The organism is Williamsia sp. Y721 (assembly GCF_059683565.1).
The window spans coordinates 591285-617949 of the sequence record NZ_JCASNH010000001.1; the positions used below are offsets into that span (position 1 = coordinate 591285).

The following is a 26665-nucleotide window of genomic DNA, read 5'->3' on the forward strand; positions in this document are numbered from 1 at the left end:
TCAACTAGATGCCTCAGGAGCTCTCATGCAGGGTCCGACCACGGCTGTCATCGGCGCCGGTATCAGTGGATTGACAGCCGGAAAGATATTGAACGACTACGGCATTCCGTACACCTGTTTCGAGGTCTCGGATCGGGTCGGCGGCAACTGGGCGTTCAAGAATCCCAACGGGTACAGCAGCGCCTACCGTTCGCTACACATCGACACCTCCAAGCATCGTCTGTCGTTCAAGGACTTCCCGATGCCGGAGGACTATCCCGACTTTCCGCATCACTCCCAGATCAAGTCGTATCTGGATGCCTACGCCGACGCGTTCGACCTCAAGGACAACATCGAGTTCCAGAACGGGGTGACCCACGCCCGCAGGCTCGACGGCGGAGGCTGGGAGTTGCAGACCCAGGCCGGCGAGACCCGAAGGTTCGATCTGCTCGTGGTGGGCAACGGGCATCACTGGGATGCGCGCCGCGCCGATTTCCCTGGAACCTTCAGTGGCCAGTCGATCCATGCGCATCACTACATCGATCCGCAGGATCCGTTGCCCCTGACCGGCAAGCGGATACTCGTTGTCGGCCTGGGTAACAGCGCGGCCGACATCGCTGTGGAACTGTCGTCCAAGACATTGCGCAACGAGGTGACACTGTCGACGCGATCGGGCGCCTGGATCGTCCCGAAGTACATAGCAGGTAAACCTGCGGACAAGTACTACCAGACCACGCCGTATCTGCCCCTGTCCTGGCAGCGCAAGCTGGTCCAGCTGGGACACCCGATGCTGTCGGGTCGGCCGGAGAACTACGGACTGCCCACGCCCAACCACAAACTGTTCGAAGCACATCCGACACAGTCGGTGGAGCTGCCACTGCGACTGGGCTCGGGTGATGTGATCCCCAAGCCGAATGTTCGCGAACTCGACGGGGCCACCGTGCATTTTGAGGACGGCACCAGCGGTGAGTTCGATGTGATCGTCTATGCCACCGGGTACAACATCACCTTCCCGTTCTTCGACAAAGACTTCATCAGCGCGCCCGACAACCAGATTCCGCTGTACAAGCGGATGTTCAAGCCGGGGATCGACGACCTGGTGTTCATCGGATTCGCGCAGTCGACCCCCACACTGTTCCCGTTCGTCGAATGCCAGTCCCGGCTACTCGGCGCCTATGCCGCAGGCAGATACCGGCTGCCGACCACCGAGGTGATGGAGGAGGTGATCGTGAGTGACCAGCAGAAGTACACCGGCCACATGCTCGATCGGCCGCGGCACACCCAGCAGGTCGACTACTTCATCTACGAGCACGACATGCGGACCAAGGAGTTGCCGGATGGTCTGGCCCGGGCCGCCGACCTCGGTGCGCCCCGTTGGGCGGTGACCGCATGACCGCGCAGACAGTCACCCCCGGCACCGGCAGTTCGGACTCCGGGCACTACCTGACCCGGACCTTCTACAGCGATGGGGTCGAATGCGATGCCTGGTACTTCCGGGCAGGCACCGATGCTTTCAAAGGTCCCGCGGGTACCCCGATAGTGGTGATGGCGCACGGACTCGGTGGGACAAAGGATTCCGGCCTGGAGCCCTTCGCCACGGCGCTGGCCGCCAGTGGTCTGGATGTGTTCGCCTTCGACTACCGTGGATTCGGGTCTTCAGGTGGCCAACATCGGCAGACGGTGTCGATCGAGGGTCAGCTCGAGGATTACCGTGCCGCCATCGCGGCTGTGAAGACGATCGAGGGCGTCGACCCGAACCGGGTTGTGCTGTGGGGTGTTTCGTTGTCCGGAGGACATGTTCTCTCCGTGGGTGCCGGACGCGACGACCTGGCTGCGATCGTCTCGATGACACCGTTGGTCAACGGTCTGGCGGCCGGACGGCTGGCGTATGCGAACCTGCCGGCGTCGGCGATAGCGCGCTCGACCGCACTGGGATTGCGGAGCCGGGTTCGTCGGGCCGCCGGTCGGACACCGAAGATGATGCCGATCGTCGCCGAGCCGGGTGAGATCGGTGCCTTGACGTTGCCGGGCTATCGGCAGGACTACCTCGCGATCGCCGGGCCGACGTGGCAGAACACCATCGATGCGGCGATCGGTCCGGAGATCGGTGGCTATCGGCCCGATCGGGACGCCGGCGACATCGGGTGCCCGGTCCTGATGCAGATTGCCGACTTCGATCGGAGTGCGCCGACGCATCCGGCGGCCAACGCCGCAGTGAAGGCCCGAGCTGAAGTGCGCCACTATCCCTGCGATCACTTCGGCATCTATTCCGGGCAACCGTGGTTCGAGGCCGCTGCACGCCACCAGATCCAGTTCTTGACACGTCATCTCGGCAGGATGTCGCCCGGGAAATGACAGTACGGCGGTCCCCGCAGACCGAACGCCTCGTCGACGTGGTCGAGATGCTCAGTGATCCACCGGGCCGGCGCTGCAGTCTCACCGACATAGCGGCGCTCCTCGGGCTCGACAAGGCCACCGTCTATCCGATGCTCACCGAGCTCACGCGGGTCGGATGGGTGGTCAAACATCCGAGCAGCAAGGTCTATCGACTGGGTCCGGCACTGGCGCGCATCGGTGAAGCAGCCGGTCGCAGTATCGCCGAACTGGTGCCGACGTCGCGCGCGATCGCGGAGCTCGCCGAGATGACCGGCCAATCATGTTGTGTTGTAGTACCTTCCGGGGACGACCTGTTGATAGCCGGTGTTCGGGATGCCGGGCAGGTCAGCGGAGGTGGGCTGAATCTGCGATCAGGTGACCGGATCACCTTTCGGCCCCCGCTGGGTTCCGTGCTGGTTGCGTGGTCGGATGACCTGGCCATCGCCGACTGGCTCGACCGCAGTCCGGTGCCTGCGCAGCACGATCAACGCCTTGCCGAACGCCTCGCCGCGGTGCGGGCCCGGCGTTTTGCGGTCGAGCAGTACCCGACGGACGCGGGGCGCATTCATGCCCTGGCCTCGGCTGCGACGGGTTCCGGTGTTCGGGGTTCGCGACGCACCGCTGCGTTTGTGGACGGTCAACAGAACCTGGATGCCGATGTGTTGGTCGGTGCCATCGACGAGAGCGCCTGGTATCACCCGCTGTCGGTGAATGCGCCGATCTTCGATGCCGGAGGTGAGGTGGTCGGGGCACTCTGTGTTCTGGGCTGTTCTGCGCCGATGGCGGGTACGGAAGTGAACAGGCGGGGCGCGCTCGTCAGCTCGGTCGCCGATGAGGTGACCGGTCAACTCGGCGGTTCGGTTCCCTGGGTGTGATATTCACAAGCCCATTGCAGCAACATGTTTGAGCAGATCTGGATAGCGCTTGGTGTGGGCGCCGCCGTTGATGTCGAAGGCTGAGCCGGTGATCCAGGAAGCCTCGTCGGACAACAGGTAGGCAACCATCGCGGCAATCTCTTCGGGTTTGCCACTTCGCCCGAGTGGGGTGTTCTCGATGTAGTCCTCGGTCATCCCTGGGACCAGGGACAATCCGGCGACCAGTGGTGTGTCGACCAAACCCGGGGAGATCGCGTTCACACGGATGCCGCGCTCGCCGAGTTCGAGGGCGGCAACCTGGGTCAGCATCAGTGCCGCGGCCTTTGCCGCGCAGTAGGCGCCCAGGCCGGGCGCGGGTTGACGGCCGTTGAGTGAGGCGATGGTGACGATGGAACCGCCGTCGGCGATATGCCGCGCAGCATATTTGAACGTCAGGAACGTGCCGGTCTGACAGACTGCGATGGTGGTGTTCCAATCGGCCAGACTCAGGTCTGCCAGCGCGCCGGGGATGGTCAGACCTGCGCAGTTGACCACCGAGGTCAGTTGACCGTGGTTCGTGCTGACGGACTCGAATAGCGTACGCACCGAATCCTCGTCCGCGACATCGACGGTGGCGGCCACTGCCTCATCGCCGAGTTCGGCGGCGCGTTCGCGGGCGGCGTCGGCGTTGATGTCGGCGATCACCACCTGAAATCCTCTGGCGCTCAGCGTTTGCGCGCTGGCCCATCCGATGCCGGAGGCGCCGCCGGTGATGATGGCAAGCGGGCTTGATTCCATGGTGCTCTCCTAAGGCGTGATGATGACCTTTTGCTGGTCACTCGGATGGGATAGACCATCGACGACCTCTTGGAGGTCGTCCAGGGTCGAGTAGCCGCTGACAAAGCCGTCGAGTCGGAGGCTGCCATCAGCCAATGCTGCGGCAGCGGTGCGGAATTCGTCGACTGTGTAGTAGCTGACAAAGTTCATGGTGACGTCTTTGACGATGGCGCCAAGCGGCATGAACGTGTCCGGTTCCATGCAGACCCCGGCAATGACGATCCGGCCGCTTGGTCCGGCCGCGTCGAGGCAGGTGGCGATCATTCCGGTCTTGCCAACGCATTCGACGACGAGATCGAAGTCCGTTCCGACGCTTTCGCCGGCCGGGTCGACAGCGTGGGTGGCACCGAGATCGAGTGCCGCCTGCCGTCGCTGTGCCACCGGATCGCAGACGGTGATGTCGGTGATTCCCTGCGCCCGTGCCCAGATCACCACGGATAGGCCCACCGGCCCGGACCCGACAACCAATAGGCGGTCGTCGCTGGTCGCGCTGCCCCGGTTCATCGCGTGCAGGCCGACGGCCAGTGGTTCGACGAGTGCGCCGAACCGCAGGTCGACGGCCGGATCGAGTGCCACGGTGCCGGATGCGGACACGGTGACGTATTCGGCGAATGCGCCTGGCCGGATCCCGAGTCCGAGGGCCTGCGGTGTGGCGCACCGGGCCGGGTCGCCTGCCACGCAGTGCTGACATGTGCCGCATCCGATCACCGGCATCGACGCGACCGGGGTGCCTTCGGCCCACTGATCGGCGACAGCGGTTCCGGCGCCGACAACCTCGCCGGCGAACTCGTGCCCCATGATCGCGCCGTCGGGCAGCAGGGGATAGGTCTTGAGGTCGGAGCCGCAGACCCCGCAGCCGTGGACCCGGATCAACAGCTCATCGGGTGCGGGTTCCGGCTCGGCGACGTCGCGGACGACAAACCTTCCACCTTCGATGACCGCTGCGCGCATTGCTGCAGATTAGCGGGGAGTCGCCGGATGTGTTGATGAATCGGTCAATTGGCAGACGTTGTCGCCCAAACACTTTCGCCGCCTGTTCGCACAGTGCAAATCCTTGCAGAGTCCGCCGCGATCGATGAGAATCCCCTTCATGTGCCCCGCAGATGCGAAGGTTTCCACAGTGTCCACCCGCGACCTCGAGTTCACGGTCACCTCGTGGACGCCCCCGGCGGGATCGGGTGACGTGGCAGTCCTGCTCCACGGGTTCCCGGAGACGTCCGCCTCGTGGTCGGCGGTCTCGGAGCTACTGGCCGACGCCGGCATCGCCTCGGTGGCCCCCGATCAGCGTGGCTACTCGCCGGGAGCGCGGCCCGGGTCGATCAGCGACTATCGGTTGCCGGAGTTGATCGCCGACGTCATCGGACTCTGCGATGCTCTCGACCTGTCGAAGGTGCATCTGGTCGGACATGACTGGGGCGCGATTGTCGCCTGGGCGGTCGCCGCTGCGCACCCGGAACGGCTGCATACGTTGACCGCGGTGTCGGTGCCGCATCCGGCGGCGTTTGCCTGGGCGCGCGACAATGATCCTGACCAGCAGGAACGATCGGGCTACATGGAGTACTTCGCCACGCCTGACGAGCCAGAGAAGGCGCTGTTGGCCGACGACTGCGTGGCCCTGCGGTTGGGGTACGGCGATGCCGTACCGGGTCAGACCGTCGAGCGGCACCTCGCGGTGTTGTCCGAGCCGGGCGCCCTGACCGCAGCGCTGAACTGGTATCGGGCCATGCCGCTCGACACCCATGACATCGGCGCCGTCGCAGTCCCGACGACGTTCATCTGGAGTACCGATGACATCGCGATCACCGCTGCCGGTCCGGCGCGCTGCGCGCAACATGTGAGCGGGCCGTATCGGTACGTCGAGGTCGCAGGCGGCACCCATTGGATACCCGAAGAGTTCCCGCAGGTTGTCGCCGACGCAATCATCGAGCAGGCCGGGTGAGGCGGGTTCCGGCTTTTCTTCATAAACTAGAACCTGTTCTCATATGCTCGGTGGCATATGCAGCCAAGGAGGTAGCCGAACGTGACCGCAGTCCTCGAACCGATATCCCTCTATCGCAAGCTGGAATCTGAGCTGACCGGGCCGGACGGCCCTTTTGCGTTGGCAACGGCCACGGTCCGCGGGGAGTCCATGCCGGTCTATCGTGACGCTCCGGCGTCGCTGGACGTGGTGTTCCGCGAGCTCGTCAAAACGTATTCCGACAACACTTTGCTGATCTCCGATGGCGTCGAATACACCTATCGAGAGGTTGCCGAGCAGGCCGGACATCTGGCAGGTGCGCTGGTGGCCGAGTATGGCGTCGGACCCGGGAGTCGAGTCGGCGTCCTGATGAAAAACCAACTGGCGTACGTGGTTTCGATCATGGCCATAGCCCGTTGTGGCGGCGCGGCGGTGCTGTTCAACAGCCGGGAGTCCGTCGCGGAGATCGGTCACGCGCTCGCCGATGCCAACTGCGCGGTCGTGATCGTCGATGACAAGCGAGCGTCGCTGGTGCGTGCGGCGGGCTCAGATGTATCGCTGTTGGTGGTTGGCGACGAACTGCCCGGCGGGCCCGCTCGATCGTATGCCGATGTCATGGGGGAGTCGTTCGATCCACCGGCGCCGGTCTCGGTCCACCCGGAATCATTGTGTTTGATCCTGTTCACCTCGGGCACCTCTGGCCGGAGCAAAGGCGTTCTACTGACGCAACGCAACATCTGCACGATGGTCATGAACCTGCGGATGATCAAAGAGGTCAACATCCTCACGAACGCCCACAAGTACGGGATGGAGCCTGACGCGCTGCGCGGTTTGATGCCGAGTTTGTCGGCGCTGCTCATCTTTCCGCTGTTCCACACCTCTGGCCTGGTCTGCATCCTCACCTCGATGACCTCCGGTGGGTTCGTGGTGATCCAGAATCGGTGGAACGCGGAAACCGCGATGGGATTGATCGCCAAGCACAAGCTGGCGATGCTGGCGGGTCCGCCGATGGTGATCACCGACCTGCTGGCCACCAACCCGCCGCCGGAGGCCCTCGCAAGCCTGGTCAACGTGGCACCTGCCGGGCAGGCAACACCACCTGACCTGGTGAATCGGATCAGCCAGGTACTCCCATCAGCCGGACGGAGTGTGGGCTGGGGGATGACAGAGGCTGCCGGAAGCGTGTGCACCGCGGGTGGTGATCTGCTTGCCGCATACCCGGACTCGTCGGGGCCGTTGAGCCCGGTGATGTCGGTACGGGTGGTGGACGATACCGGCACGGTCTTGCCCGCAGGGGAGATCGGCGAGCTGGAGATCCGGGGTCCGCTGGTGATGGCGGGATACCTCGATCGACCCGCCGAGACGGCCGCGGCTCTAGATGGATCCTGGTATCGCAGTGGCGATCTGGGCTACCTCGACAGCAACGGCCTGGTGTTCGTTGTCGATCGGAAGAAAGACATGGTGATCTCGGCGGGGGAGAACATCTACTGCGCCGAAGTCGAGCTGGCGCTGATGGCCTCTGACAAGTTCACCGAAGTCGCGGTGTTCGGTGTTCCCGATGAGAGGCGTGGCGAGGTGGTGGTCGCTGCGGTTGCGCCGCGGGAGGGTGTGAACCTGACGGTGGCCGACGTTCAAGACATCGTGCGCGGCGCGCTGGCCGACTACAAGGTGCCCGCAGCCGTGGTGTTCGACCTGGCGCCGTTTCCGCGTAGTGCCACCGGGAAGATCCTCAAACGAAAAGTGCGCGAGCAGTATTCGGGGTGAGGTCCCGTGGCGGGTTACGGTTGAGGTGTGGAACTTCTTCTCATCTCTGACACCCACATCCCCAAGCGGGCCCGGGACCTGCCTGCACCGGTCTGGGAGGCGGTGGACCGCGCCGACGTGGTCATCCACGCCGGCGACTGGGTGAATCTGGCGTCGTTCGAAGCCCTCGAGGCGCGTGCGGCGCGGTTGATCGCGTGCTGGGGCAACAACGACGGTGACGATCTGCGCGCTCGGATGCCCGAGCGCGCAGACGTCGTACTCGGTGGCCTACGGTTCACCGTCACCCATGAGACCGGGGCCGCGACGGGACGGGAAAAGCGAATGTCGGCGGCATATCCGGACACCGACGTCCTGGTGTTCGGCCACAGTCACATCCCCTGGGACACCACAACCGACACCGGGCTGCGGCTGTTGAATCCGGGGTCGCCGACCGATCGCCGGCGGCAACCGCACTGCACGTACATGACCGCCACGATCGACGACGATTCTGTGTTTCACGTGCAACTGCACCGATTGCCCAGACCCGTTCAGAACCGACCCGTCTAGAACAGACCCGGCTAGAACAGGGACTGACCTGGGTTTCCGGCGTCGCGTCGCAGAACCCGCAGTGAGCCCTGCGCGTCGACCTCGGTGAACTGGCCCGTCTTCAGGGCCTTCTCGTAGATCTCGAAGGGAGGTCGCCCTCCGTCGGCGGGATCGGGGAACACATCGTGGATCAGCAGTGCTCCGCCGAGACGAACCCACGGTGCCCATCCGGCCAGGTCGTTTTGCGCGGCCTCGCTGCTGTGCCCGCCGTCGATGAACACAAAATCAGCCGGTCGGCCCCAGATGCGGGCTGCTGCTGTCGAGGTGGCCAGCAACCCGATGACGGTGTCCTCGAGTCCGGCGTCCCACATCGTCCGCCGGAACCTGGCTGAGGTGTCCAGTGTGCCGGTGTGCGGGTCGACGAGGTTGGTGTCGTGATATTCCCAGCCCGCCTGGTGTTCTTCGGATCCGCGGTGGTGATCGATGGTGGTGATCACCGCACCGAGCGGTTGCGCCGCGGCACCGAGAAAGACAGTGGATTTACCGCAATAGGTGCCGATCTCGACGCCGATTCCCACTGCGTCGGGGGCTGACAGATACTGCTGCGCAACCCGATAGAGAGCGATCGCCTCGTCGATCGGCATGAAACCGGGCGCGTCTTCGGCCGCTTGGAGTTGGAGCGCACTGGGCTGGTCATCGTGCTTCTGTGGAACAGATGTCATACCGGTGATCCTATCGGCGTCCCCGCGTAGGGTTGGGCGATATGAAGGCTCAGATACTGAACGAAGAGACTGGTCCGAGCGGATTGATGTTGTCAGAGGTGCCTGATCCGGTACCGACCGACAACCAGCTGCTCATCGACGTGAAGTCCTGCGGGATCTGCTTTCCCGACCTCCTGATGAGTCAGGGCAAATACCAGCTCCGGATCCCGACCCCGTTCACACCCGGCACCGAGGTGGCGGGCGTTGTAGCCCAGGCTCCGGCAACGTCCCGATATTCCGTCGGCGACCGTGTTCAGGTGATGTCGGTGGTCGGTGGATTTGCCGAGCAGGTTGTCGCCACCGATGAGCAGTTGCTTCCGATTCCGCCGGAGCTGAGTTTCGACGAAGGCGCGGCGATGGGCATCAACCTGCAGACCGCCATCTTTGCGCTGAAGATCAGGGCCAATCTGCAGCCCGGTGAGACCGTCGGTGTGCTCGGCAGTGCAGGCGGCGTCGGCGTTGCCACCATTCAGGTGGCAAAAGCGATGGGCGCGAAGGTCATCGCGATCGTGCACCGCAAGGGTGCCGAGGAGTTGCTGCGCAGCGTCGGGGCCGACGAGGTGGTTCAGCTCGAAGAGGGCTGGGGCACAAAGATAAAGGAACTCACCGGAACCGGTGTCGATGTGCTGATCGACCCGGTCGGCGGTGAGGTGTTCGACGAGGCCCTACGTCAGGTCGCCCCGGACGGCAGGTTTGTGGTGATCGGATTCGCGGCAGGCGGGATTCCGACGGTGAAGCTGAACCGCGTGCTGTTCCGCAACATTTCCGTTGTCGGTGCGGCGTGGGGTGAGTACGTGCGAACCCATCCCGGTCTGCCCGCGCAGCTTCACGAAGACCTCACCGCGATGGTCGCCGCCGGTATGCGCCCGCCGGTCAACCGCACCTATGCGCTGGCCGATCTCCCGCAAGCCCTGGACGATCTGGCGAACGGAAAAGTCCTGGGCAAGGCGGTTGTCAAGATAGCCGAATGATCAGTTCGAAAACCATGAGGAGTTGAGCCCATGTGCCGCAACATAACCGAGCTCCGAGGGCTGGAGCCTCCCGCAAGTGACGTTGAGATCGAAGCGGCGGCGCGACAATACGTGCGCAAGGTGAGCGGCGTACAAAAACCGTCGCCGGCGAATGTCGAAGCCTTCGAACTCGCCGTCGAACGGGTCACGGCAGCGACCATGGAGTTGCTGCAAGCGTTGCCGCCACGACGGCAGCCGCCCAAGACGGTGCCCCCGCTGCGGCGCCCCGAAGTGCAGGCGCGGATCGCGGCGCAGGCGGCGCGGCAGAGCTAGCCCGGGAAGAAGGGCTACCGGTCGAGTTCCGGAGTTTCGAGACCGAACAGGCGCGCCGCGTTGTGGTGCAGGACGCCGCGTACCCAGTCGTCGCCCAGGCCGAGTGCGGTGACGGCTTCGAGGGCACTGGTGTAGGTGTACGGAATATTCGGAAAGTCGCTGCCCCACAGGATGCGATCACCCAGGTCGATCAGCTTGTGCCGCGATTCGACCGGGAACGGTGCGCCTTCCTCGGCGAAAGCGGTGAACGCCATGGTCGTGTCGAGGTGGACGTTGCCGTAGGTGCCTGCCAGGTCCAGAAAATCGTTGTACTCGGGCATGCCCATATGCGCGATGATCAGTGGCAGCTGTGGAAAGCGTTGCAGTAGTTCGGCGATGGGCCCGGGGCCGGTGTACGTTCCCGGTGCTGGTCCGGACCCGCAGTGGATCACCACGGGTACGGCAGCGTCGGAGATCGTGCCCCAGACATCGTCGAGTAGTGGATCGAGGGGACTGTAGTCGCCGACCTGGATATGCGACTTGAGCACTGCTGCACCGGCTTCGATGGCGTCGGCAACGTACTTCGGCGCCGATACCTCCGGGTAGAACGTGGCCGTATGCAGACAGTCGGGTGTGCGGGCCGCAAAATCGGCGGCCCAACTGTTCAGCCAGACAGCCATGTCCGGTTTGTGTGGGTAGATCATCGACGTGAATGCACGGACGCCGAAGTCCCGCAGCGTCTCGATCCGTTGGTCTTCATCGGCGCGATAGGTGATCGGCCATTCGCGACCGACCAGCGGGCCCACCGAATCGAAGTAGCCCCACACCTTGTCCATCACCGATTTCGGCATGAAGTGGGTGTGTACGTCGATGAGTCCAGGCAGATCGAGCTCCTGCCAGATCGACTGGACGGCTTTCGCCTCTGCGACGGGAAGGCCTGCTGCTTCACACACGGCCTTCACGTTACCCATGGCGAGGCCGGGGTGGTGCTGCCGCCCAGCCCGTCTGTCCGATGGAGCGGACTTCGTCCGGACGGCAGCACCGTGCGTTTCACACTATGGAGTTGTCAAGGATGCGTGCGCGGTCCCGAAAAGATCTCGGGTGCGCCGGTGGGGGGAGAAGTGGTGACGGTGGTGGAGAGTTGGTTCAGGCGGCGAGGGTGAGGGTTCGTCGGTTGTAGGCCGGTAAAGGTTTTCGTTGTGGGTCGATGTCGGCGGGTGGGATCAGCCACGGGTGTCCGTCGGAGCCCATGATGACGTCCCAGTCGGTGTTGTGAACCGCCATGTGGCAGGTGCGGCACAGCAGACACCCGTTCTCGAGGGTGGTGGCACCGCCGTCGACAAAGTGCACGATGTGGTGACAGTCCGACCAGGTCGCTTTCGCCCCACATTTCACGCAGCAGACGTCACGGATGATGATCGCCTTGCGGACCAAACCCTTGAACAGACGTTTCGGCGGACTCAGATCGATGGGGACTTGTTCCCCGTCGAGAGTGATCGACGTGATCAGCGAATCGCACGCCAACATCGCGGCGGTCGCTTCGGTGACCGGCCCCATCCACGGCAGTGTGGCAGCCTCGGGGTGGTCGGCGGGCACGGTGACCATTACCTCGGTCCGGGGCGCCGACACCAGTGTTTGCCCGCCGCCGCCGCAATCCAACAGTTGATGTAACGCATCAGCGCGGCGCTGGGTTGGGGAACGCGGATCATCGGAGCCGTCGGGTTCAGGACGCGCCCTTGACCAGAAGTCCAACGCGGAGAACAGCTTTTCCCCGATCACCGCATCAAGATCGAATGTGCCGACACAGCGGCCCTCGTGAACTTTGTATTCGAGACTGTTCAGCGACCGGTCCTCCGCCGGCGGCGGACCACCCGTGTCTTTCGCCACCTCGTTCCCCAGCGCTCGGGCCGCCGCGCTGATCTCTGCGGGTGGTGCTCCGGAGATGGCGTGGTTCAACAGTTTCCGCTCAAAGCCGACCTGCTGCTCGGATGTCACAGCCTCTTCGGACCGGCCAACGATATGGGCGACGCCCTTGACCACTGCGTCCACGTGTTCGGAGGACAGGAACCCGTCCCGCGAATACCCGGCGGTACGATCCAGACCCGTCAAGCCTGCGCCGATACGTAACCAGCGGTACGCAGATACTGGCGCTGCTCCGTTGGACTGCAACAACTTTGACGTGGTAGACCCCTCCTTACGGGCGATACCCGACTCGTCGATCACCGCGGTGCACACCGCGAGTTGATGCTCGGTGGCGTTACGTAGGGTGATCAGATCCTTAGCCATGCCCAACGTGGCAGTTGGATCATCGGGTATGACCAGGTCGACCAGATCGTCGACCATCTCGAGAAGTCGCATGGCACAGCACCTTCCAAGGAGAGAGCAAACCGGGGGCGTCGACCGGAGTGTTCTCTGCGGGGAAGGCGTCAGATACGTCGTGCTTGTGGTCAACTGACTCCACTCTACCGAGTCGAACGCGTGTTCGCAAGGCCGAAAGTGGTGTATCTGGTTCGACCACAACATCTTTCGGAAGGCAGACGAAACAACTCGTGCAGGTCGCCGCCTTGCTATCGCCCGCGGTGTTGGCGCTCCATCGTTTCGAGCGTGCGCCGAATGCCCTCAACGTGGTCTCCAAGGAAGTGCGCGAGTGGCGTCGACATGATCGAGTCTGCGCCGAAATCGGTGACACCCAGAAGGCGAACAAGCGAAGCCCGCGCCGATCTTTCGCTGTCGGCGTCGGCGACGGCGCGACTCCGAATAGATCGAGCGGGCTGAACTGTGCCCCAAATATCGGCAAGTGAATGTCGCCCTCGATCTGCTGCATCTGATCGCCGATGTGGATGACGGCGGTTCTATCGGTGGCGATGTAGATCGGATATCCGCCGTGTTCGATACGCCATTTCCCGCCCGGTGCGTGATGGAAGTCGAATCGGGCGCGATCTGGTGGTGATTCGACGACCTCGAGAGTTCCGGTGAGACATAACGACTCGGGGCAGCATTGCGGCCGGCGAGCTCTACCCAGGATGGTGTTCTCATGTTCGCAGGCTACGGCGCAACGACTCGAAACGGGTTGTGACACTTGACTGCGTGCGAGAGTGTTTCACGTGCCACCTCGACCGGTCGGGATCGGAGCAATGAAATGGTCGTTGTAGATATGGCCGTGCACGCCGGCATAGAACAGCGCACCGGGCGCGAAGGCAGGTAGAAAGAGGGTCGGGATCGGCCCGTCCGTCGGTTCCAACCGGAGGCATGACCTCGGCTAGGTCGATATCTGCCGGAACGCCGACGCCGCAGGTCGGGTGAGGGTGCGGATCATCGTTGTTCCCAGGCGAAATCGTCGCGGACTTGTTGGGCGAGTTGCTCTCTCGTCTCTGGTGGTATGTCGATGTGCCAACCGTGGTGGCGGTGCCAGTCGTCGTGTGCTTGGTGTAGGCGGGCGTTGAGTTCGTCGTGGTCGATGGGTGGGGGTGTGTGGGCGGGGCGTGCGTCGGGGAACTGCCGGTAGATGTCTTCGGCGGTGGTGCCTTCGGGGGCGCGGAGGGTAGCCATAATATGCGGTGGGAGGCTGGGTTCTCTTGTGGTCATGGGTTATTGGCTGCTTGCGGGCCAGCCGGGGTTGGAGGTGTGGGTGTCTTGGGTGATCGGGGCGGGTGGGGTGTTGCATCGGTAGGTGCGGTCGATGTGGTTGCCAGTTTGGGTGATGCTATCGAGGACTGTCCAATCGCCGTAGACGTTGCGGGTCGGAGTTGGCTGGTTGCCGTGTTGGTGTGCTGGTGGTGTGGCGCCGGTGCGCTGGTAGGTGAAGATCATGGCGTAGTCAATGTTCTGGCTGGTTCGTGAGCAGATCATGACTCTGCCGACCGTAGTGGAGGGTGGAGTCCAGTCGGCGACACCGGCGGGGTCAGGGTCGATGAAGGGAACAACCCAGGCGAAGATGGTGAAGGGGGGTCCATTGCGAGGGCCGTTGCTACGTCTACTGGGCCAGTGGTACCAACTGTCCCCAGTGGCTTCGGCCCAGCCTGGGAAGTATGCGGATGGGCCGAGTTCTGATCGTAGAATGTAAGACTCGAAGATGGCTCGGGCGAATGTGCCGTCTGGGGTGGTGAGGGCGAGGTGTGGGGTGTCGAACCAGACGACCGGGTAATCATCGACCGTGCGTAGCGCACTAGGCGGGGCAGATGTATCGCTGCCTTCTTCCGCGGACCCAGCGCAACTCGAGATGGCAAATGTGAGCACTATCGTTATGACCGCACCGCGCAATAGAAAGGCTACCGGCCATCGACGGCGGAGGCCGGTAGTCGGCCTAACGTGGTTGTTTGGCAGGGGCATTGGGATTTTCCGGTTTTGATCCGTCGATGTTGTCCATTGGCCAATCGGGCGCTTGGGTTCCCTTATCAAAACCGTCTTCCCAATCGCTCTTCATTAGTCCGACCGAATCGTCGAAGAGGTTCTTATTATCTCGACTGTTGACCGCATTCCAGTCCAGATTTCCGTCGCGAAACAACTCATCCGGCATCTCGGATCTGAACTCTGGGTGTGATGCGATATACCCTTGAAGTTCATAGAAGTCGCGAATGTCAGGGTCGTTGAGTTGGGCCACCCAGTTGGGATCGTTTCCTTGGTTGGATTCATCCTCGAGTGTCGGCGCTTCGCCAAAGATCGCGTCGGCGAGAGGTTGTTGCATCGCTATGCCCGCTTCGCTACCCACCGGCAACAGTCCGGTCAGATCCTTAACAGTGGAAAATAGCGCCATCTTGTTGTCGTAGCTTGCAGTCCGTTCTGCTAGATCCGTCTCGGAGAGATGATTTACGGCCTGGCCATTTCCATCGACCATTGCCTGGCTGAGAATTCCGGCCAATTCTGAGAAGTGGGCCTGGTCGGTCACTCCATACTGCAAGGCCATCAGATTCTGCCACTTGTATGCTTCGGAGTTCATGGTTGCGGCAGCCTCTCCGTCAGTATTCAGGGAGCGGAATATGTTTTCCAGTTCTCCAGGGTTGAGGCGGTCTGCTCCGTAGCTCGGTGAACCCGTGCTGGTGGCGTCGATTCCGGTGAAGTCTCCCAGGTAGGGGCTCAACGCGTTCGCGTAGATGCGGGCGACGGGGTTGGTGACGCCAACGTCTTCATTGGTGGCCAAGTCTCCCGGTGACCCGAGGTAGTGAGCCAGCGAGCTGGCGCTTTCTCGGGACATTTCCGCGTAGAACGGATTGGAGGATCCAACGTCTTGGCCGATGGTGTCAAACACGGTGTGTAGGCCACTGACGTCTGTCCATTTGTATTCGGAGATGTTGTTGAGATGAATTCCAGCATTGTACTGTCCGCCATTGTCGCAGGTGACGTTCATATTTTCGCCTGTGATGAAATCGTGGGCGGCTATCCTGTCGGAACCGCCGACGTTCAGTGCGGTATTCAAGAGCTCGTCGATGGTGGCCTGGCTGCCGGGATTAGGGTTGATCGCGCTGTCGGCGCCAGCAATCTCAGATGATTGCTTGAGCAATCCTCGATTCACATCCGACCCGTGACGCGCGTTCTGATCGCCCGACGCGACGAAGTAGACGAATGATGAAAATTCCGGGAAGTGTGAAAAGAGATATCCGTTGTCATCCACTGGATTTGTGGTCAGGATTCTACGCATATTTGCTGGTAGCGCTGCCATGCCACCGCGGTCTCCGCTGGAGGTGCCCAGATTTGGGGTCCCCAGCAGCTGGGTCGCGTTCGCGAGATTGCTTTGAATATCGTTGTGGTGGGCGCCCGCTCCGAGTTCGGCTATCTCATCCATGGACAGCCCGTCGAGGTCGCCGACAATTTCCTTGAGGAAATCGAACTCGCCCTGAGTCATCGTGGCGGGCTTCCCATACTTGAGTGCTTCCAACTCGTCTGCGTCGAGATTGGTGCCGGCCTCCAACACCCGCCGCTCGAAGTCGCTCACTGCTTCCCGTCTCGGAGCTTCTCTCCGATCCGATCCGCGACGCCACCACCGAGTGCAGACTCCAATGGTGTGAGAGTGGAAATCGAAGAACTCGCTACACCGATGGCCGCGGCGCAATTGGTATCTGCTACTTCGAATTCGCCGGCCAAGCGCTGCAGTTGGGTCGTTGAGGTGGCGGCGTTGTTCGCCCGCGTGGCCTTCATGGTGGCGAGGAGCTCTAGCGCTGCATCGTCATCCTTGTACATAGACTCGGCCAAGGCGTAGTTGTAGCTGTCGGTGACCGTCCAGTCCTCGGCCACAACGTAGCCCGTCGCCTCGCACCCCGCGGCTCCGGTTTTGAGCCTCTCGGAGATGTGGCTCATCGACGTGGCCATCGGTGATGGCTGTTGAGAGCTTCTCGAAGGCATCATCAACCCTGGCGAACTGCACTCTCTCACGATCGGCGCGCGTTACGGCAGCATTCCGAAACGTGCCAGACCAGTCCATTCCGCTGATGGTGCGCTGAATATTCAGTCCGTCCCCATCGATCTGGTCGCCAATGGTGGTGGAGTCGGTGGCAGCAGCGGGCATGTTGCCGAAGTTGAAGCCGGAGACTTGACTCTTGGTCGGTCGCACGGGTCAGCTCTGCGGACGCGTATTGAAGTCGCCAAGGGCTTCTAGACGTCGTGTGCTGTCTTCCCCAGTTGTTTGAAAGGTGTCAGCTGACGTGGTCAGAACCGTGTTCCATTCGCTGATTCGCGAACGCACCACCTCGATTGCCGTCGCGGCGGCGCTGGCTGCTGTGGTCAAGGCGGCTGATGTATCCGTGCCCGGTATGCCCGTTCCACCGAATCGCAAGGAACTCGTCGCTGTGTCGGGCGTGGCACCACCATACGAGGTGGTGCCGGTCATGCCGCTCCCGATCTGTCGCGCCGCAGTACGCAGATCTTCCGGATCTACCTGTGTTGTCATTGCATCCCCCTATGTGTGTTAACACATTCCCTCTGTGAGAGTAGCGCGACGATACCGGGGCGTGACGATAGGTCCGACTGTGACGTAAAGACCGCGAGCGCGGCCCCTGAATGAACTATCTGGGGTGGGTGCGCAGGGTCGGGATGACCTTCTCTCCGATCAACCGCACGCTGTCCCAGGATGGCTCCTCCGGCATGCCGCCGCAGAGTGGATGACTGGTCACCAGCCGGAACTCTTTGCTGCGGCAGCGTTCGATGATTTCGTCCGGTGTGCAGACGACATATCCGGTGCCGCTTCGAAGTTCGTCGACAGAGGTAGAGCTGTCGCGGACGTGAGAAGCATGATCGCCGTGCCAGGCGTCGTAGGCGCGGGCGTCGGCGAGGAGGTATTCGCCGTAGGCGTCCCAGAACTTGTCGGGGTCTTCGGCGCAGAAAACGGTGGATGGTCCTGGTGGTGGTGTCATGACAAAGCCGGGATTCCGGCCGTGGACACGGCATTCGTCGTCGTAGAGTTTGCGGAGTTCGGGGTCGGCGACCTGCGGTGCGAAGCCCAGATCGAGTCGGCCGGCGCGGCGTGCGGCGGCCCGAGAACCGCCGCCGTAGAACAGGAACGGATGTGGCTGCGACAGGGGAGTCGGTGTGACGCGAACCCTTCTGCCGTTGTACTCGAACTCCTCACCCGTCCAGGCCTCACGCAGCACGCCGATGGCGCGTTCGATGTCGTCGCCCCGGGTGGTCCAGGATTTGCCGAACTGTTCGTATTCTTCTCGCCGGTAACCGAGACCGAGCGTGTACGACACCCGGCCACCGCTGAGGTTGTCGAGGAGCGCGATGTCCTCGGCCAGGCGCAGTGGGTCGTGCAGGTTCACCACGATCGCCGAGATGGTGATCTGGATTCGGGTGGTACAGGCAGCAAATGCCGAGCCGACGATCAGTGGATTCGGCAGATAGCCATCAGGTGAGCCGTGATGCTCAGAGAGCATCACGGCGTCCTGATCATGGGTGTCGAGATACGTGACCTGCTCCACGGCGCGCTTGAACAGTTCGGCCCGCCCCTGCGGTGTGGCCCCGGGCGCACGAAAGTCGTAGCGCGTCGCGAAGAAGGTCATGTCGACTTGTTCTGCTTTGCGAGTTTGGCCTCGTGCTTCTGGATGACGGAACCAAACATCATGTTCATTCTCGAACCTTGCGGCCATCCCACGTAATAGCAGAGGAACAGGGCGATTTCGAGAAGTTCGTCGCCGGTGATTTCACCGTTGGCGAGTGCGGCGCCGGCCTGGATCTCGGCCACATCGATCTGACCGGTTGCTGCCAGGACGCCGAAGATCAGCAGGCGACGATCCCGGAAGTTCAGGCCCTCGCGGTTCCAGACGTCGGCGAAGAGATGTTCGGTGAGGTAGGCGTAGAAGTCACCCGGCCCATCCTGCATCTCGAAGCCGTACACCTTGGCCATCGTGTCCATGCCCTTTTGGCGTAGCTCCGATGTCGGTGGCAGTTCGCCGTTCGAGGAACTCTGTTCGGTTGTCATTTCTTTTCCTTTCCACGGGTCGAGCTACGCTCCGCTGCGTCTCCGCCCACGCCCAGGCCGTCGGCGAAACGGTCGAGAGCTACTTCGCCAAGAGGGAGTTCGATGCCGAGTTCGCTGCCCAGGGCCAGCGCCAGACCGAGGTCCTTTTCGCCGAGGTCACGCACGTGGCTCAAGATGTCGTACCAGAAGTCGTCCGGCGGGATGGGAGCTGTGGTGTCCCGCAGGATGATCGAACCGGCGCCCCCGGTGATCGCATCGGTGTGACGGACCACCTTGCCGAGTTTGACGATGTCGATGCCGGCAGCTTCGGCGAGCCGAGACGCCTCGGTGGCGGCGGTGAACGAGATGAAATGCAGTAGGTTGCGGGCCAGTTTCATCTTGGTGCCGGCGCCGATCGGGCCGGCGTGGATGAGCATGTCGGACATCAGTGAGTACGGAGGCTTCAACTTCAGGTAGGCCTCGCGCTCACCGCCGACCATGATGGCCAGACGGCCCTCTTTGGCGCCACCCGCGCCGCCGGAGACAGGTGCATCGACCAGCGAAACCCCCTGCGCGGCACATACCTTCTCCAGATCGATCGCGGTCTGCGGCCCGATTGTGGAATGGATGGCGATGACGGTTCCCGGTGCGGCCGTCTCGAGGATGCCGTGTGACCCGGCGACCACGGTGTTGACCTGCTCGTCGTTGAGGACGGTCACGCCGATGACGGTGGCGGTCTTGGCCACTTCGGCGGGGGAGTCGGCGCGGGTCGACCCTTCGATCGTGGCCTCGGGTCGCGTATCGCAGACCACCAGGCCGCCCGGCCATTTCGCCAGTCGCTCGGCCATCGGTGCGCCCATGTTGCCGAGTCCGATGAACCCGACCGGTGCGCTCTGGTCCGTTGCGGTGTCGGATGCCTGTTGTTCGCTCATGATCGGATGATCTGTCCGCCGTCTACGTTGAAGATCTGCCCGGTGATCCAGCCGGCCTCGTCGGAGAGCAGGAACAGACACATGCCGACGAGGTCATCGGGAGTTCCCATGCGCGACAACGGAAGCTTGCTGACCATGTCCTTGACCATGTTGCTCGGGGTGGTCGAGCGGGTGGCCTCGGTGTCGATGGGGCCGGGGGCGATCGCGTTGACGCGGATCCCGGACCCGCCGAGTTCGGTGGCGAGCTGCTGGGTCAGACCGTTCACCCCGACCTTCGCCAAGCCGTAGAAGCCGCTGTACAGCCATGCGGCAGTGGAGGACTGGTTCACGATGGCGCTACCGGGCTTCATGTGCCCGTAGACCGCGCGGGTCACGTTCAATGCGCCGTCGAGGTTCACGCTCATGAACTTCTTGTAGTAGTCCCACGGAACGGTGATCAGAAAGTCCAGCTGCATGCCGCCGTAGATGGCCGCATTGTTCACCAGATAGTCGATCTGACCGTAGGTTTCCAGTGTCGCCGCGGCCAGGGCCTGGGCCGATTCGGGTTCGGCGACATCGGTGTTGACGTACAGACCACCGATGTCGGCGGCCACCTGCTTACCGGCCTCGTCATTGAGATCGGCGACCACCACATTCGCACCTTCGGCAGCGAGCCGGCGAGCGTAGACCTCGCCGATGCCACCCGCAGCTCCGGTGACTATCGCGGTCTTGCCTTCAAATCTGTTGTTGCTCATCAGTCGATCTCCTTATGCAGGTGTCGCTACCGCTTTGATTTCCAAATATTCTTCGAATCCGGCCACGCCCATCTCGCGCCCGATACCGGACTGCTTATAGCCGCCGAACGGAACGTCGGCGGCGTACCAGATACCGCCGTTGATGCCCATGGTTCCGGTGCGTACGCCGTCGACGACCTTCTTGATCCGATCCGGATCGGTGCCCCAGACCGCACCCGACAAGCCGTAGGGGGAGTCGTTGGCAATGGCGATCGCGTCGTCGTCGCCGTCGTGCGGGATGATCACCAGAACCGGCCCGAAGATTTCCTCCTGTGCCACCCGCGCGGAGTTCTCCAGCCCCGAGATCAAGGTCGGCTCGATGAAGAAGCCCTTGTCCTTGTCGGCCGGACGCCCGCCGCCGATCTCGATGGTGCCGCCTTCGTCGCGGGCGAGTTGTAGATAACCCTCGATCCGCTCGCGCTGGACCGCGGAGATCACCGGACCGCATATGGTTCCGGGGTTGGTCGGGTCGCCGGCGGGGAGCCCGGCCAGACCGGCCTTGACCAATTCGATTGCCTCGTTGTACTTCTCGCGGGGTACCAGCATGCGGGTGGTGAGTGCACAGCCCTGGCCGGCGTGGGTGACCACGGAGAACGCCGCCATCGAGCAGGCGGCCCCCAGATCGGCGTCGTCGAGGACGATGTACGCCGACTTGCCGCCGAGTTCGAGGAAGACCCGCTTGAGTGTCTCTGCCGCGGCGACCATCACCTTCTTGCCGGTGGCCGTTGAACCGGTGAAGGAGACAACGTCCACGCGCGGATCGGACGACAGCAACGCCCCGACGCTGTGATCACTTGACGTGACGATGTTGATGACACCGGGCGGGAAGTCGGTTTCCTCGGCGATCACCTTGCCGACCAGCGCCGCACACCACGGAGTGTCGGGGGCGGGCTTGAGCACCACGGTGCAACCAGCGGCCAGCGCGGGACCGATCTTCGCGAAATTGATCTGGTGTGGGAAGTTCCACGGGGTGATCGCACCGACGACACCGGCCGCCTCACGCTGCACCTTGCGATGGGTCTTGATGCCCATCGGCTTCGCGCGGCCGAGGTCGGTCTCCCACTCGTAGCTCTCGGCCAGGTCGGCGAAGTAGCCGAGATCGGCGATCGGTCCTTCGAGCTGGGGGCCGGAGGTGAGGAATGCCGGGGCGCCGACCTCGGCGATGGTGATCTCGCGGAGTTCTTCGATGTGGCCCTGCAGCGCGTCCCGGAGTTGGCGCAGGCAATGTGCCCGGAAGGCATGGTCGACCGGCCACGTGGTGGTGTCGAACGCGGTCCGAGCGGCGCCGATGGCGGCTTCCATGTCCTCGGTGGTGCCGTCGGCGGCGTGGCCGATGACCTCTTCGGTTGCCGGGTTGATGATCGCGAACGTGCCCCCCGATCCAGGCACCAACTTCCCATCTATCAGCAGCTCGGAGCTGGTTTCTGGTCTGAGCGACATTGCTGGTCTCTCCTTCGTGGATGACTGGCTGGACACGTGTCTGGACTGTGGTTTGAACGTAGTGTAACGTCACTGTCCATGTCCAGTCCGGTTTCTTTCGAATCCACTCGCCGCCGACTCACAACCGCGCAGGCAGAGACCGTCACCAAGCTCACCGAGGCGGCGGTCGAAGTTCTTCGTGAGGTCGGTTACGACGCCCTCACGGTGCGGTCGGTGGCCAAGCGTGCCGGGGTTGCCCCGGCAACCGCCTACACATACTTCAGCTCGAAGGGGCACGTCGTCGCCGAACTGTTCTGGCGCCGGCTGGCAGAGGGCATCACCGAACCCGATCCGTCTGCCCCCCGTGCGGACCGGGTGGCCGTTGTGCTGCGTTCGGTGTCCCTTGCGGTCGACGACGATCACCATCTCGCGCGGGCGGTCACCGCATCGCTGTTGGGTTCCGACCCCGACGTCGAGCATCTCCGGCTTCGGATCGGCGTGTTGATCCGGCAACGAATCTCAGATGCGTTGGTCGGTGATTCGGGTGAGGCCGTCGACGAAGGGGAGCTCGAAGCCCTCGAAATGCTGTACTCCGGCGCTCTCGTCCGCGCCGGCATGGGTTACGAAACGTATTCCGCCATCGCCGATCGGCTTGTCGCCGCGGCAAAACTACTGCTGGAGCGCTGATGACCGTCCCGACGAAGCTCTCATTTGATCCGTACGACTACAACTTCCACGAGGATCCCTATCCCACCTACGCACGGCTCCGCGCCGAGGCGCCGGTGTATCACAACGCGGACATGGACTTCTGGGCATTTGCCAAGCACGAGGATGTCCGCAACGGGTTCCGGGATGCCGCGCGGTTGTCGAACAGCTGGGGTGTCTCGCTCGACCCGGCGGCATACGGACCCGACGCACACAAATCGATGTCCTTTCTGGCGCTGGATGATCCGAAGCACATGCGGATCCGCAAGCTGGTGTCGAAGGGCTTCACCCCCAAGCGTGTCGCCGAACTCGCCGACCGGATCGGTGAACTCACGAAGCAACATTGGAGCCGTTGCCTGGAGATGGGTGAGTTCGACTACGTCACCGAGTTCGCCGGTCTGTTGCCGATGGATGTGGTCTCCGAGCTGCTCGACGTGCCGGTGAGCGACCGCGCCAACCTGCGGACCCAGTCGGATCTGCTGATCCACCGCGACGAAGGCGTGTTCGACGTCCCCGAAGCGGCGATCTACGCCTACTTCGAATTGACCCGCTATTACACCGAGTTGCTGGTCGACCGCCGCAAGAACCCCGGCACCGACCTGGTCTCGGCGCTGCTCGACGCCGAGATCCTCGACGACGAAACCGGCGAGAAGACCAAACTCACCGACGACGAGATCATCGGTTTCATGATCCTGATGATCGTCGCGGGCAACGAGACCACCACCAAGTTGTTGTCCAATGCGGTGTACTGGGGCTGGCGCTTCCCGGATCAGCTGGCGATTCCGATGGCCGACCCCGAAACCGTGCCCCAGTGGACCGAAGAGACTCTGCGGTACGACAATTCGACGCAGATCGTGTTGCGTCGCGTGCTCGAAGACGTCGAATACGGCGGTTACACCATCGCCGCGGGTCAGCGGGTGCTGCTGCTCCTCGGATCGGCCAATCGCGACGAGGATGTCTTCGACGACCCCGATCGCTACCTCATCGGCCGGGACAGCTCGCAGACACTCACCAGCTTCGGTCTCGGCACCCACTTCTGCCTGGGAGCGCATCTGGCGCGCCTGGAGGCGAATGTGGCCCTGGAACAGATCGTGCAGTCGATCAACCAGGTCGACATCGATATCGACAACGCCGTCCGCGTGCACTCGGTCAACGTCCGTGGATTTGCTTCGCTCCCCATGAAGGTGAAGGTGCGCTGATGCCCCGTTTCCCCGCTCATCCCGATCGCCGTCCTGTCATCGTCGCCGGCGCGTCGTCCGGCATCGGTGCCGCAACCGCGGTGATGTTGGCCGCCGCCGGATATCCGGTTGCCCTGGGCGCCAGGCGGGTTGCGAAGTCGCAGGAGTTCGTCGATCAGATCGTCGCCGCGGGTGGTGAAGCGGTGGCATTGCCGCTGGACGTCACCGACGCCGAATCGATCGATGAGTTCGTCACCAAGGCCGAAGCGCAACTCGGACCAGCCGAGATCGTGGTCTCTGGCGCAGGCGATCTGGACCCGGGCCGTGTGCACGAGTTCAGCAACGACGATTTTGCCGCCCAGGTGAACATTCATCTGCTCGGTGCCCAACGGATCTATCGGCGTGTGGTCCCGGAGATGATCGACAGGCGGCGTGGCGATTTCGTGTTCATCAGCTCTGATGTGGTCGAACGTCCGAGGCCTCAGATGGGTGCGTATGTGGCAGCCAAGCGCGGGGTCGAAGGCCTCGCCGAAGTGGCCCAGATGGAACTCGAAGGCACCGGTGTCCGGGCCAGCCTCGTCCGTCCCGGACAGGTGATGACCGGCATGGGCATGAACTTCACGCCCGAGGTCGCCGAATCCGTTCTCAACGACTGGATTCCGTGGGGCCTGGCGCGGCACAGCAATTTCCTCAAGCCAGAACATTTGGCCACCGCAGTTTTGACGATCGTTTCCATGCCTCGCGGAGCGCACATGCGCCTGGTCGAGGTCGAGGCCGAAGCCCCGGTCCCCCGTATCGAAGGAGACAAGAAGTGACTCTCACGAAGCCAAAGCGCGTATCCGGTGGTGAAGGCGAACACGGACACCTCGACGAACTGGCCAGCGACCCGATCGGCCTGTTCTGGCGGGTTCGCGAGGAGTGCGGTGATGTCGGGGTATTCCAGCTCGCCGACCGCGAGGTGGCCCTGGTCTCCGGTGCCCCCGCGAATGAGACGTTTTTCCGCGCTTCGGAAGAGGACCTCGATCAGGCCGCCGCCTATCCGTTCATGACGCCGATCTTCGGCGAGGGCGTGGTATTCGACGCGAGCCCCGAACGTCGGTCGGAGATGCTGCACAACCAGGCGCTCAAGGGCGCTCACATGAAGCAGCACGCCATCACGATTCCCGAAGAGACCGAGCGCATCATCGCCAACTGGGGCGACGAAGGTGAGATCGACCTCCTGGAGTTCTTTGCCGAGCTGACCATCTACACGTCGTCGGCGTGCTTGGTGGGCAAGAAGTTTCGCGAACAGCTCGACGGCCGGTTCGCGCACCTCTACCACGACCTCGAGAAGGGCACCGACCCGATCGCGTACGTCGACGCCTACGCCGACATCGAGAGCTTCCGCAAGCGGGATGCCGCCCGTGTCGGGCTCGTGGAATTGGTGCAGGAGATCATGGACACCCGGATCGCGGGGGATCCGCCGACCGATGAAGACCGTGACCTGCTTGATGTGCTGATCTCGATCAAGGACGACGAAGGCAACCTGCGCTTCACCGCCGACACGATCACCGGCATGTTCATCTCGATGATGTTCGCAGGCCACCACACCACTTCGGGCACAGCGGCGTGGACGTTGATCGAGCTCCTGCGCCATCCGGAATACATGGATCAGGTCACCGCCGAACTCGACGAGATCTACGCCGGCGGAGCGGAATACAGCTTCGGCGCGATGCGTCAGATCCCCAAACTTGAGGCGTCACTCAAAGAAGCGCTGCGGCTGCATCCGCCTCTCATCGTGCTGATGCGGGTCGTCCAGCACGGGTTCGTCGTCGAGGACGTCGAGCTCGAGCCCGGACAGTTGATCGCGGTCTCACCGGCGATCTCGAACCGCCTGCCCGAAGATTTCCCGAATCCCGACAGCTTCGACCCGGACCGCTACTTCGAGCCCCGGCAGGAGGACCTGGTCAACCGCTGGACCTGGATCCCGTTCGGCGCCGGCCGGCATCGTTGTGTCGGAGCGCAATTCGCGATCATGCAGCTCAAGGCGATCTTCTCGGTGTTGCTGCAGAACTACGAGTTCGAGATGGCCCAGCCGCCGGAGTCGTACAAGAACGATCACTCGAAGATGGTTGTGCAGCTCGCACAGCCGTGCAAGGTCAAGTACCGCAAGCGCAACAGGTAGTACCCAGAGCTGCGGTGGAGGTGGTTCCTGTGAAAATCGAAGTAGATCTGGACCTGTGCCAGGGGCACGGCATGTGTGAGATGGAAGCACCCGACATCTTCGAAGCCGAACGCGAATCGGTGAAACTGCTTGATCCCCAACCGGATAGCAGTCATTTGGCAGACGTGGAGCGTGCGGTGCGTTACTGTCCGACCCAAGCCCTCAAAATTGTTGAAGAATGAAAGTTGGATACTCCCATGTCATTTGAACGCGCTGAACTCGACGAGATGGTGGAGCGTTGGCTGCAGGCCAACATCGATTGCGAGAAGACCGGCGATTGGCGGCCGCTCGCGGAGTACTACACCGAAGATGCCACCTACGGGTGGAATTACGGTGCCAAGCATGACTTCATGGCCATCGGCCGCGACCAGATCCGCGACTATGCAATCGGTTTCGAGATGGACGGTCTCGACGGCTGGACGTACCCGTACCAGACCTGGGTGATCGACGAGAAGACCGGCGACATGATGGGTCTGTGGAAGCAGATCTTCGAGGCCACCCGCGACGACGGCACCCACTACGGACTCGAGGGTATCCAGGGCAGCTGGTTCAAATACGCCGGAAACTTCCAGTGGGGATGGCAGCGCGACTTCTTCGACTACGGCAACGTCACCGCACTGTTCATGGAAATGATGACCGACGGTGTGATGAGCAAGGGAATGCAGGGCCGGATCGACCGGGTCATGAACGCCAAAGAGCTTCTGCCGGGCTGGTATCCGCTGGGCAAGACTCCAGTCGAGATGTGGTGACGACT

Annotated in this window: 29 protein-coding genes; 15 read left to right on the forward strand and 14 right to left on the reverse strand. The window is 62.8% G+C overall.

Annotated elements, in window-relative coordinates:
• Window positions 1-25 precede the first annotated feature (25 nt).
• From AC56PL_RS02610 to AC56PL_RS02620, 3 genes are read left to right on the forward strand one after another with little or no spacing between them, the layout of a single operon-like run.
• Entirely contained in the window at window positions 26-1372 is a 1347-nt protein-coding gene (locus tag AC56PL_RS02610) for an NAD(P)-binding domain-containing protein (RefSeq protein ID WP_495514864.1), read from the forward strand.
• Complete coding sequence (locus AC56PL_RS02615) at window positions 1369-2334, forward strand: alpha/beta hydrolase (protein ID WP_497152938.1); 966 nt, start codon at window positions 1369-1371, stop codon at window positions 2332-2334. Before AC56PL_RS02610 ends, AC56PL_RS02615 begins: the two co-directional genes overlap by 4 nt.
• The gene (locus AC56PL_RS02620; RefSeq protein WP_497152939.1) at window positions 2331-3230 is read left to right on the forward strand and encodes an IclR family transcriptional regulator; all 900 of its coding nucleotides are present in this window, start codon (window positions 2331-2333) and stop codon (window positions 3228-3230) included. Before AC56PL_RS02615 ends, AC56PL_RS02620 begins: the two co-directional genes overlap by 4 nt.
• 3 nt (window positions 3231-3233) lie before the next feature.
• On the opposite strand, the gene AC56PL_RS02625 is transcribed toward AC56PL_RS02620, so the two are convergent.
• Together AC56PL_RS02625 and AC56PL_RS02630 are read right to left on the reverse strand one after the other, a co-directional pair.
• Window positions 3234-4007: an SDR family oxidoreductase gene (locus AC56PL_RS02625; protein ID WP_495514867.1), complete on the reverse strand. Its 774-nt coding sequence runs from the start codon at window positions 4005-4007 to the stop codon at window positions 3234-3236.
• Between the two features lie 9 nt (window positions 4008-4016).
• A complete protein-coding gene (locus tag AC56PL_RS02630) occupies window positions 4017-4997 on the reverse strand; it encodes a zinc-dependent alcohol dehydrogenase (protein WP_497152940.1) in 981 nt (326 codons plus the stop codon).
• A gap of 169 nt (window positions 4998-5166) precedes the next feature.
• Between AC56PL_RS02630 and AC56PL_RS02635 the strand changes: the two genes are divergently transcribed.
• From AC56PL_RS02635 to AC56PL_RS02645, 3 genes are all read left to right on the forward strand, one after another.
• The gene (locus tag AC56PL_RS02635) at window positions 5167-5985 is read left to right on the forward strand and encodes an alpha/beta fold hydrolase (protein WP_497152941.1); all 819 of its coding nucleotides are present in this window, start codon (window positions 5167-5169) and stop codon (window positions 5983-5985) included.
• An 81-nt stretch (window positions 5986-6066) separates the two neighbouring features.
• Entirely contained in the window at window positions 6067-7767 is a 1701-nt protein-coding gene (locus tag AC56PL_RS02640) for a class I adenylate-forming enzyme family protein (RefSeq protein WP_497152942.1), read from the forward strand.
• Window positions 7768-7794: 27 nt separating this feature from the next.
• Window positions 7795-8313 (forward strand): metallophosphoesterase family protein, encoded by a 519-nt coding sequence (locus AC56PL_RS02645; RefSeq protein ID WP_497152943.1) that lies wholly within the window; start codon window positions 7795-7797, stop codon window positions 8311-8313.
• A gap of 11 nt (window positions 8314-8324) precedes the next feature.
• On the opposite strand, the gene AC56PL_RS02650 is transcribed toward AC56PL_RS02645, so the two are convergent.
• Window positions 8325-9014 (reverse strand): class I SAM-dependent methyltransferase, encoded by a 690-nt coding sequence (locus AC56PL_RS02650; protein ID WP_497152944.1) that lies wholly within the window; start codon window positions 9012-9014, stop codon window positions 8325-8327.
• 41 nt (window positions 9015-9055) lie between these two features.
• Between AC56PL_RS02650 and AC56PL_RS02655 the strand changes: the two genes are divergently transcribed.
• Entirely contained in the window at window positions 9056-10024 is a 969-nt protein-coding gene (locus AC56PL_RS02655; RefSeq protein ID WP_497152945.1) for an NADPH:quinone oxidoreductase family protein, read from the forward strand.
• A 30-nt stretch (window positions 10025-10054) separates the two neighbouring features.
• Window positions 10055-10336, forward strand: a complete 282-nt coding sequence (locus AC56PL_RS02660; RefSeq protein WP_495514874.1) for a DUF2277 family protein — start codon at window positions 10055-10057, stop codon at window positions 10334-10336.
• A gap of 14 nt (window positions 10337-10350) precedes the next feature.
• Here AC56PL_RS02660 and AC56PL_RS02665 read toward each other — a convergent pair whose 3' ends face one another.
• Both AC56PL_RS02665 and AC56PL_RS02670 read right to left on the reverse strand, forming a co-directional pair.
• Window positions 10351-11286 (reverse strand): amidohydrolase family protein, encoded by a 936-nt coding sequence (locus AC56PL_RS02665; RefSeq protein ID WP_497152946.1) that lies wholly within the window; start codon window positions 11284-11286, stop codon window positions 10351-10353.
• A gap of 175 nt (window positions 11287-11461) precedes the next feature.
• Entirely contained in the window at window positions 11462-12673 is a 1212-nt protein-coding gene (locus tag AC56PL_RS02670; RefSeq protein ID WP_497152947.1) for an HNH endonuclease, read from the reverse strand.
• A 439-nt stretch (window positions 12674-13112) separates the two neighbouring features.
• Between AC56PL_RS02670 and AC56PL_RS02675 the strand changes: the two genes are divergently transcribed.
• A complete protein-coding gene (locus AC56PL_RS02675; RefSeq protein ID WP_497152948.1) occupies window positions 13113-13265 on the forward strand; it encodes a hypothetical protein in 153 nt (50 codons plus the stop codon).
• 362 nt (window positions 13266-13627) lie between these two features.
• Here AC56PL_RS02675 and AC56PL_RS02680 read toward each other — a convergent pair whose 3' ends face one another.
• The 9 genes from AC56PL_RS02680 to AC56PL_RS02720 form a co-directional block, all read right to left on the reverse strand.
• Window positions 13628-13864 carry a hypothetical protein gene (locus tag AC56PL_RS02680; RefSeq protein WP_497152949.1) on the reverse strand — a complete coding sequence of 79 codons (237 nt, stop codon included), beginning with the start codon at window positions 13862-13864 and terminating at the stop codon, window positions 13628-13630.
• 754 nt (window positions 13865-14618) lie between these two features.
• Window positions 14619-16244, reverse strand: coding sequence for a TPR repeat domain-containing protein (locus AC56PL_RS02685; protein WP_497152950.1), 1626 nt, complete (start codon window positions 16242-16244; stop codon window positions 14619-14621).
• Window positions 16241-16618, reverse strand: a complete 378-nt coding sequence (locus tag AC56PL_RS02690) for a hypothetical protein (protein WP_497152951.1) — start codon at window positions 16616-16618, stop codon at window positions 16241-16243. The genes AC56PL_RS02685 and AC56PL_RS02690 overlap by 4 nt, the downstream gene beginning before the upstream one ends.
• Before the next feature lie 244 nt (window positions 16619-16862).
• Window positions 16863-17135 (reverse strand): hypothetical protein, encoded by a 273-nt coding sequence (locus tag AC56PL_RS02695; RefSeq protein ID WP_497152952.1) that lies wholly within the window; start codon window positions 17133-17135, stop codon window positions 16863-16865.
• A gap of 175 nt (window positions 17136-17310) precedes the next feature.
• On the reverse strand, window positions 17311-18303 hold the full coding sequence (locus AC56PL_RS02700; RefSeq protein WP_497152953.1) for an LLM class flavin-dependent oxidoreductase: 993 nt from the start codon (window positions 18301-18303) through the stop codon (window positions 17311-17313).
• Window positions 18300-18722: a carboxymuconolactone decarboxylase family protein gene (locus tag AC56PL_RS02705; RefSeq protein ID WP_495514879.1), complete on the reverse strand. Its 423-nt coding sequence runs from the start codon at window positions 18720-18722 to the stop codon at window positions 18300-18302. Before AC56PL_RS02705 ends, AC56PL_RS02700 begins: the two co-directional genes overlap by 4 nt.
• Complete coding sequence (locus tag AC56PL_RS02710; RefSeq protein WP_497152954.1) at window positions 18719-19633, reverse strand: NAD(P)-dependent oxidoreductase; 915 nt, start codon at window positions 19631-19633, stop codon at window positions 18719-18721. Before AC56PL_RS02710 ends, AC56PL_RS02705 begins: the two co-directional genes overlap by 4 nt.
• Window positions 19630-20367: an SDR family oxidoreductase gene (locus tag AC56PL_RS02715; protein WP_495514881.1), complete on the reverse strand. Its 738-nt coding sequence runs from the start codon at window positions 20365-20367 to the stop codon at window positions 19630-19632. Before AC56PL_RS02715 ends, AC56PL_RS02710 begins: the two co-directional genes overlap by 4 nt.
• Before the next feature lie 12 nt (window positions 20368-20379).
• Window positions 20380-21846 carry an aldehyde dehydrogenase gene (locus AC56PL_RS02720; RefSeq protein WP_497152955.1) on the reverse strand — a complete coding sequence of 489 codons (1467 nt, stop codon included), beginning with the start codon at window positions 21844-21846 and terminating at the stop codon, window positions 20380-20382.
• Between the two features lie 78 nt (window positions 21847-21924).
• Between AC56PL_RS02720 and AC56PL_RS02725 the strand changes: the two genes are divergently transcribed.
• Genes AC56PL_RS02725 through AC56PL_RS02750 form a run of 6 tightly spaced genes read left to right on the forward strand, consistent with a single transcriptional unit; the run spans window position 21925 to window position 26660 of the window.
• On the forward strand, window positions 21925-22512 hold the full coding sequence (locus tag AC56PL_RS02725; protein WP_495514883.1) for a TetR family transcriptional regulator: 588 nt from the start codon (window positions 21925-21927) through the stop codon (window positions 22510-22512).
• On the forward strand, window positions 22512-23729 hold the full coding sequence (locus AC56PL_RS02730; RefSeq protein ID WP_495514884.1) for a cytochrome P450: 1218 nt from the start codon (window positions 22512-22514) through the stop codon (window positions 23727-23729). Before AC56PL_RS02725 ends, AC56PL_RS02730 begins: the two co-directional genes overlap by 1 nt.
• Window positions 23729-24523 (forward strand): SDR family oxidoreductase, encoded by a 795-nt coding sequence (locus AC56PL_RS02735; RefSeq protein ID WP_495514885.1) that lies wholly within the window; start codon window positions 23729-23731, stop codon window positions 24521-24523. Before AC56PL_RS02730 ends, AC56PL_RS02735 begins: the two co-directional genes overlap by 1 nt.
• Window positions 24520-25872, forward strand: a complete 1353-nt coding sequence (gene cyp51, locus AC56PL_RS02740; protein ID WP_495514886.1) for a lanosterol 14-alpha demethylase — start codon at window positions 24520-24522, stop codon at window positions 25870-25872. Before AC56PL_RS02735 ends, cyp51 begins: the two co-directional genes overlap by 4 nt.
• A 29-nt stretch (window positions 25873-25901) precedes the next feature.
• Window positions 25902-26093, forward strand: a complete 192-nt coding sequence (locus tag AC56PL_RS02745; protein ID WP_495514887.1) for a ferredoxin — start codon at window positions 25902-25904, stop codon at window positions 26091-26093.
• Between the two features lie 15 nt (window positions 26094-26108).
• Window positions 26109-26660: a nuclear transport factor 2 family protein gene (locus AC56PL_RS02750; protein ID WP_495514888.1), complete on the forward strand. Its 552-nt coding sequence runs from the start codon at window positions 26109-26111 to the stop codon at window positions 26658-26660.
• The last annotated feature ends 5 nt before the right edge of the window (window positions 26661-26665 follow it).

Bases quoted from the DNA above. Each gene is read 5' to 3' on its own strand.
- AC56PL_RS02610 (WP_495514864.1), top strand. From the start codon at position 26: ATGCAGGGTCCGACCACGGCTGTCATCGGCGCCGGTATCAGTGGATTG.
- AC56PL_RS02630 (WP_497152940.1), bottom strand. From the start codon at position 4,997: ATGCGCGCAGCGGTCATCGAAGGTGGAAGGTTTGTCGTCCGCGACGTC.
- AC56PL_RS02710 (WP_497152954.1), bottom strand. From the start codon at position 19,633: ATGAGCGAACAACAGGCATCCGACACCGCAACGGACCAGAGCGCACCG.
- AC56PL_RS02695 (WP_497152952.1), bottom strand. From the start codon at position 17,135: ATGACCGGCACCACCTCGTATGGTGGTGCCACGCCCGACACAGCGACG.
- AC56PL_RS02715 (WP_495514881.1), bottom strand. From the start codon at position 20,367: ATGAGCAACAACAGATTTGAAGGCAAGACCGCGATAGTCACCGGAGCT.
- AC56PL_RS02660 (WP_495514874.1), top strand. From the start codon at position 10,055: ATGTGCCGCAACATAACCGAGCTCCGAGGGCTGGAGCCTCCCGCAAGT.
- AC56PL_RS02615 (WP_497152938.1), top strand. From the start codon at position 1,369: ATGACCGCGCAGACAGTCACCCCCGGCACCGGCAGTTCGGACTCCGGG.
- AC56PL_RS02705 (WP_495514879.1), bottom strand. From the start codon at position 18,722: ATGACAACCGAACAGAGTTCCTCGAACGGCGAACTGCCACCGACATCG.
- AC56PL_RS02700 (WP_497152953.1), bottom strand. From the start codon at position 18,303: ATGACCTTCTTCGCGACGCGCTACGACTTTCGTGCGCCCGGGGCCACA.
- AC56PL_RS02750 (WP_495514888.1), top strand. From the start codon at position 26,109: ATGTCATTTGAACGCGCTGAACTCGACGAGATGGTGGAGCGTTGGCTG.
- AC56PL_RS02680 (WP_497152949.1), bottom strand. From the start codon at position 13,864: ATGGCTACCCTCCGCGCCCCCGAAGGCACCACCGCCGAAGACATCTAC.
- AC56PL_RS02735 (WP_495514885.1), top strand. From the start codon at position 23,729: ATGCCCCGTTTCCCCGCTCATCCCGATCGCCGTCCTGTCATCGTCGCC.
- AC56PL_RS02655 (WP_497152945.1), top strand. From the start codon at position 9,056: ATGAAGGCTCAGATACTGAACGAAGAGACTGGTCCGAGCGGATTGATG.
- AC56PL_RS02625 (WP_495514867.1), bottom strand. From the start codon at position 4,007: ATGGAATCAAGCCCGCTTGCCATCATCACCGGCGGCGCCTCCGGCATC.
- AC56PL_RS02620 (WP_497152939.1), top strand. From the start codon at position 2,331: ATGACAGTACGGCGGTCCCCGCAGACCGAACGCCTCGTCGACGTGGTC.
- AC56PL_RS02650 (WP_497152944.1), bottom strand. From the start codon at position 9,014: ATGACATCTGTTCCACAGAAGCACGATGACCAGCCCAGTGCGCTCCAA.
- AC56PL_RS02670 (WP_497152947.1), bottom strand. From the start codon at position 12,673: ATGCGACTTCTCGAGATGGTCGACGATCTGGTCGACCTGGTCATACCC.
- AC56PL_RS02665 (WP_497152946.1), bottom strand. From the start codon at position 11,286: ATGGGTAACGTGAAGGCCGTGTGTGAAGCAGCAGGCCTTCCCGTCGCA.
- AC56PL_RS02690 (WP_497152951.1), bottom strand. From the start codon at position 16,618: ATGGCCACGTCGATGAGCCACATCTCCGAGAGGCTCAAAACCGGAGCC.
- AC56PL_RS02720 (WP_497152955.1), bottom strand. From the start codon at position 21,846: ATGTCGCTCAGACCAGAAACCAGCTCCGAGCTGCTGATAGATGGGAAG.
- AC56PL_RS02725 (WP_495514883.1), top strand. From the start codon at position 21,925: ATGTCCAGTCCGGTTTCTTTCGAATCCACTCGCCGCCGACTCACAACC.
- AC56PL_RS02730 (WP_495514884.1), top strand. From the start codon at position 22,512: ATGACCGTCCCGACGAAGCTCTCATTTGATCCGTACGACTACAACTTC.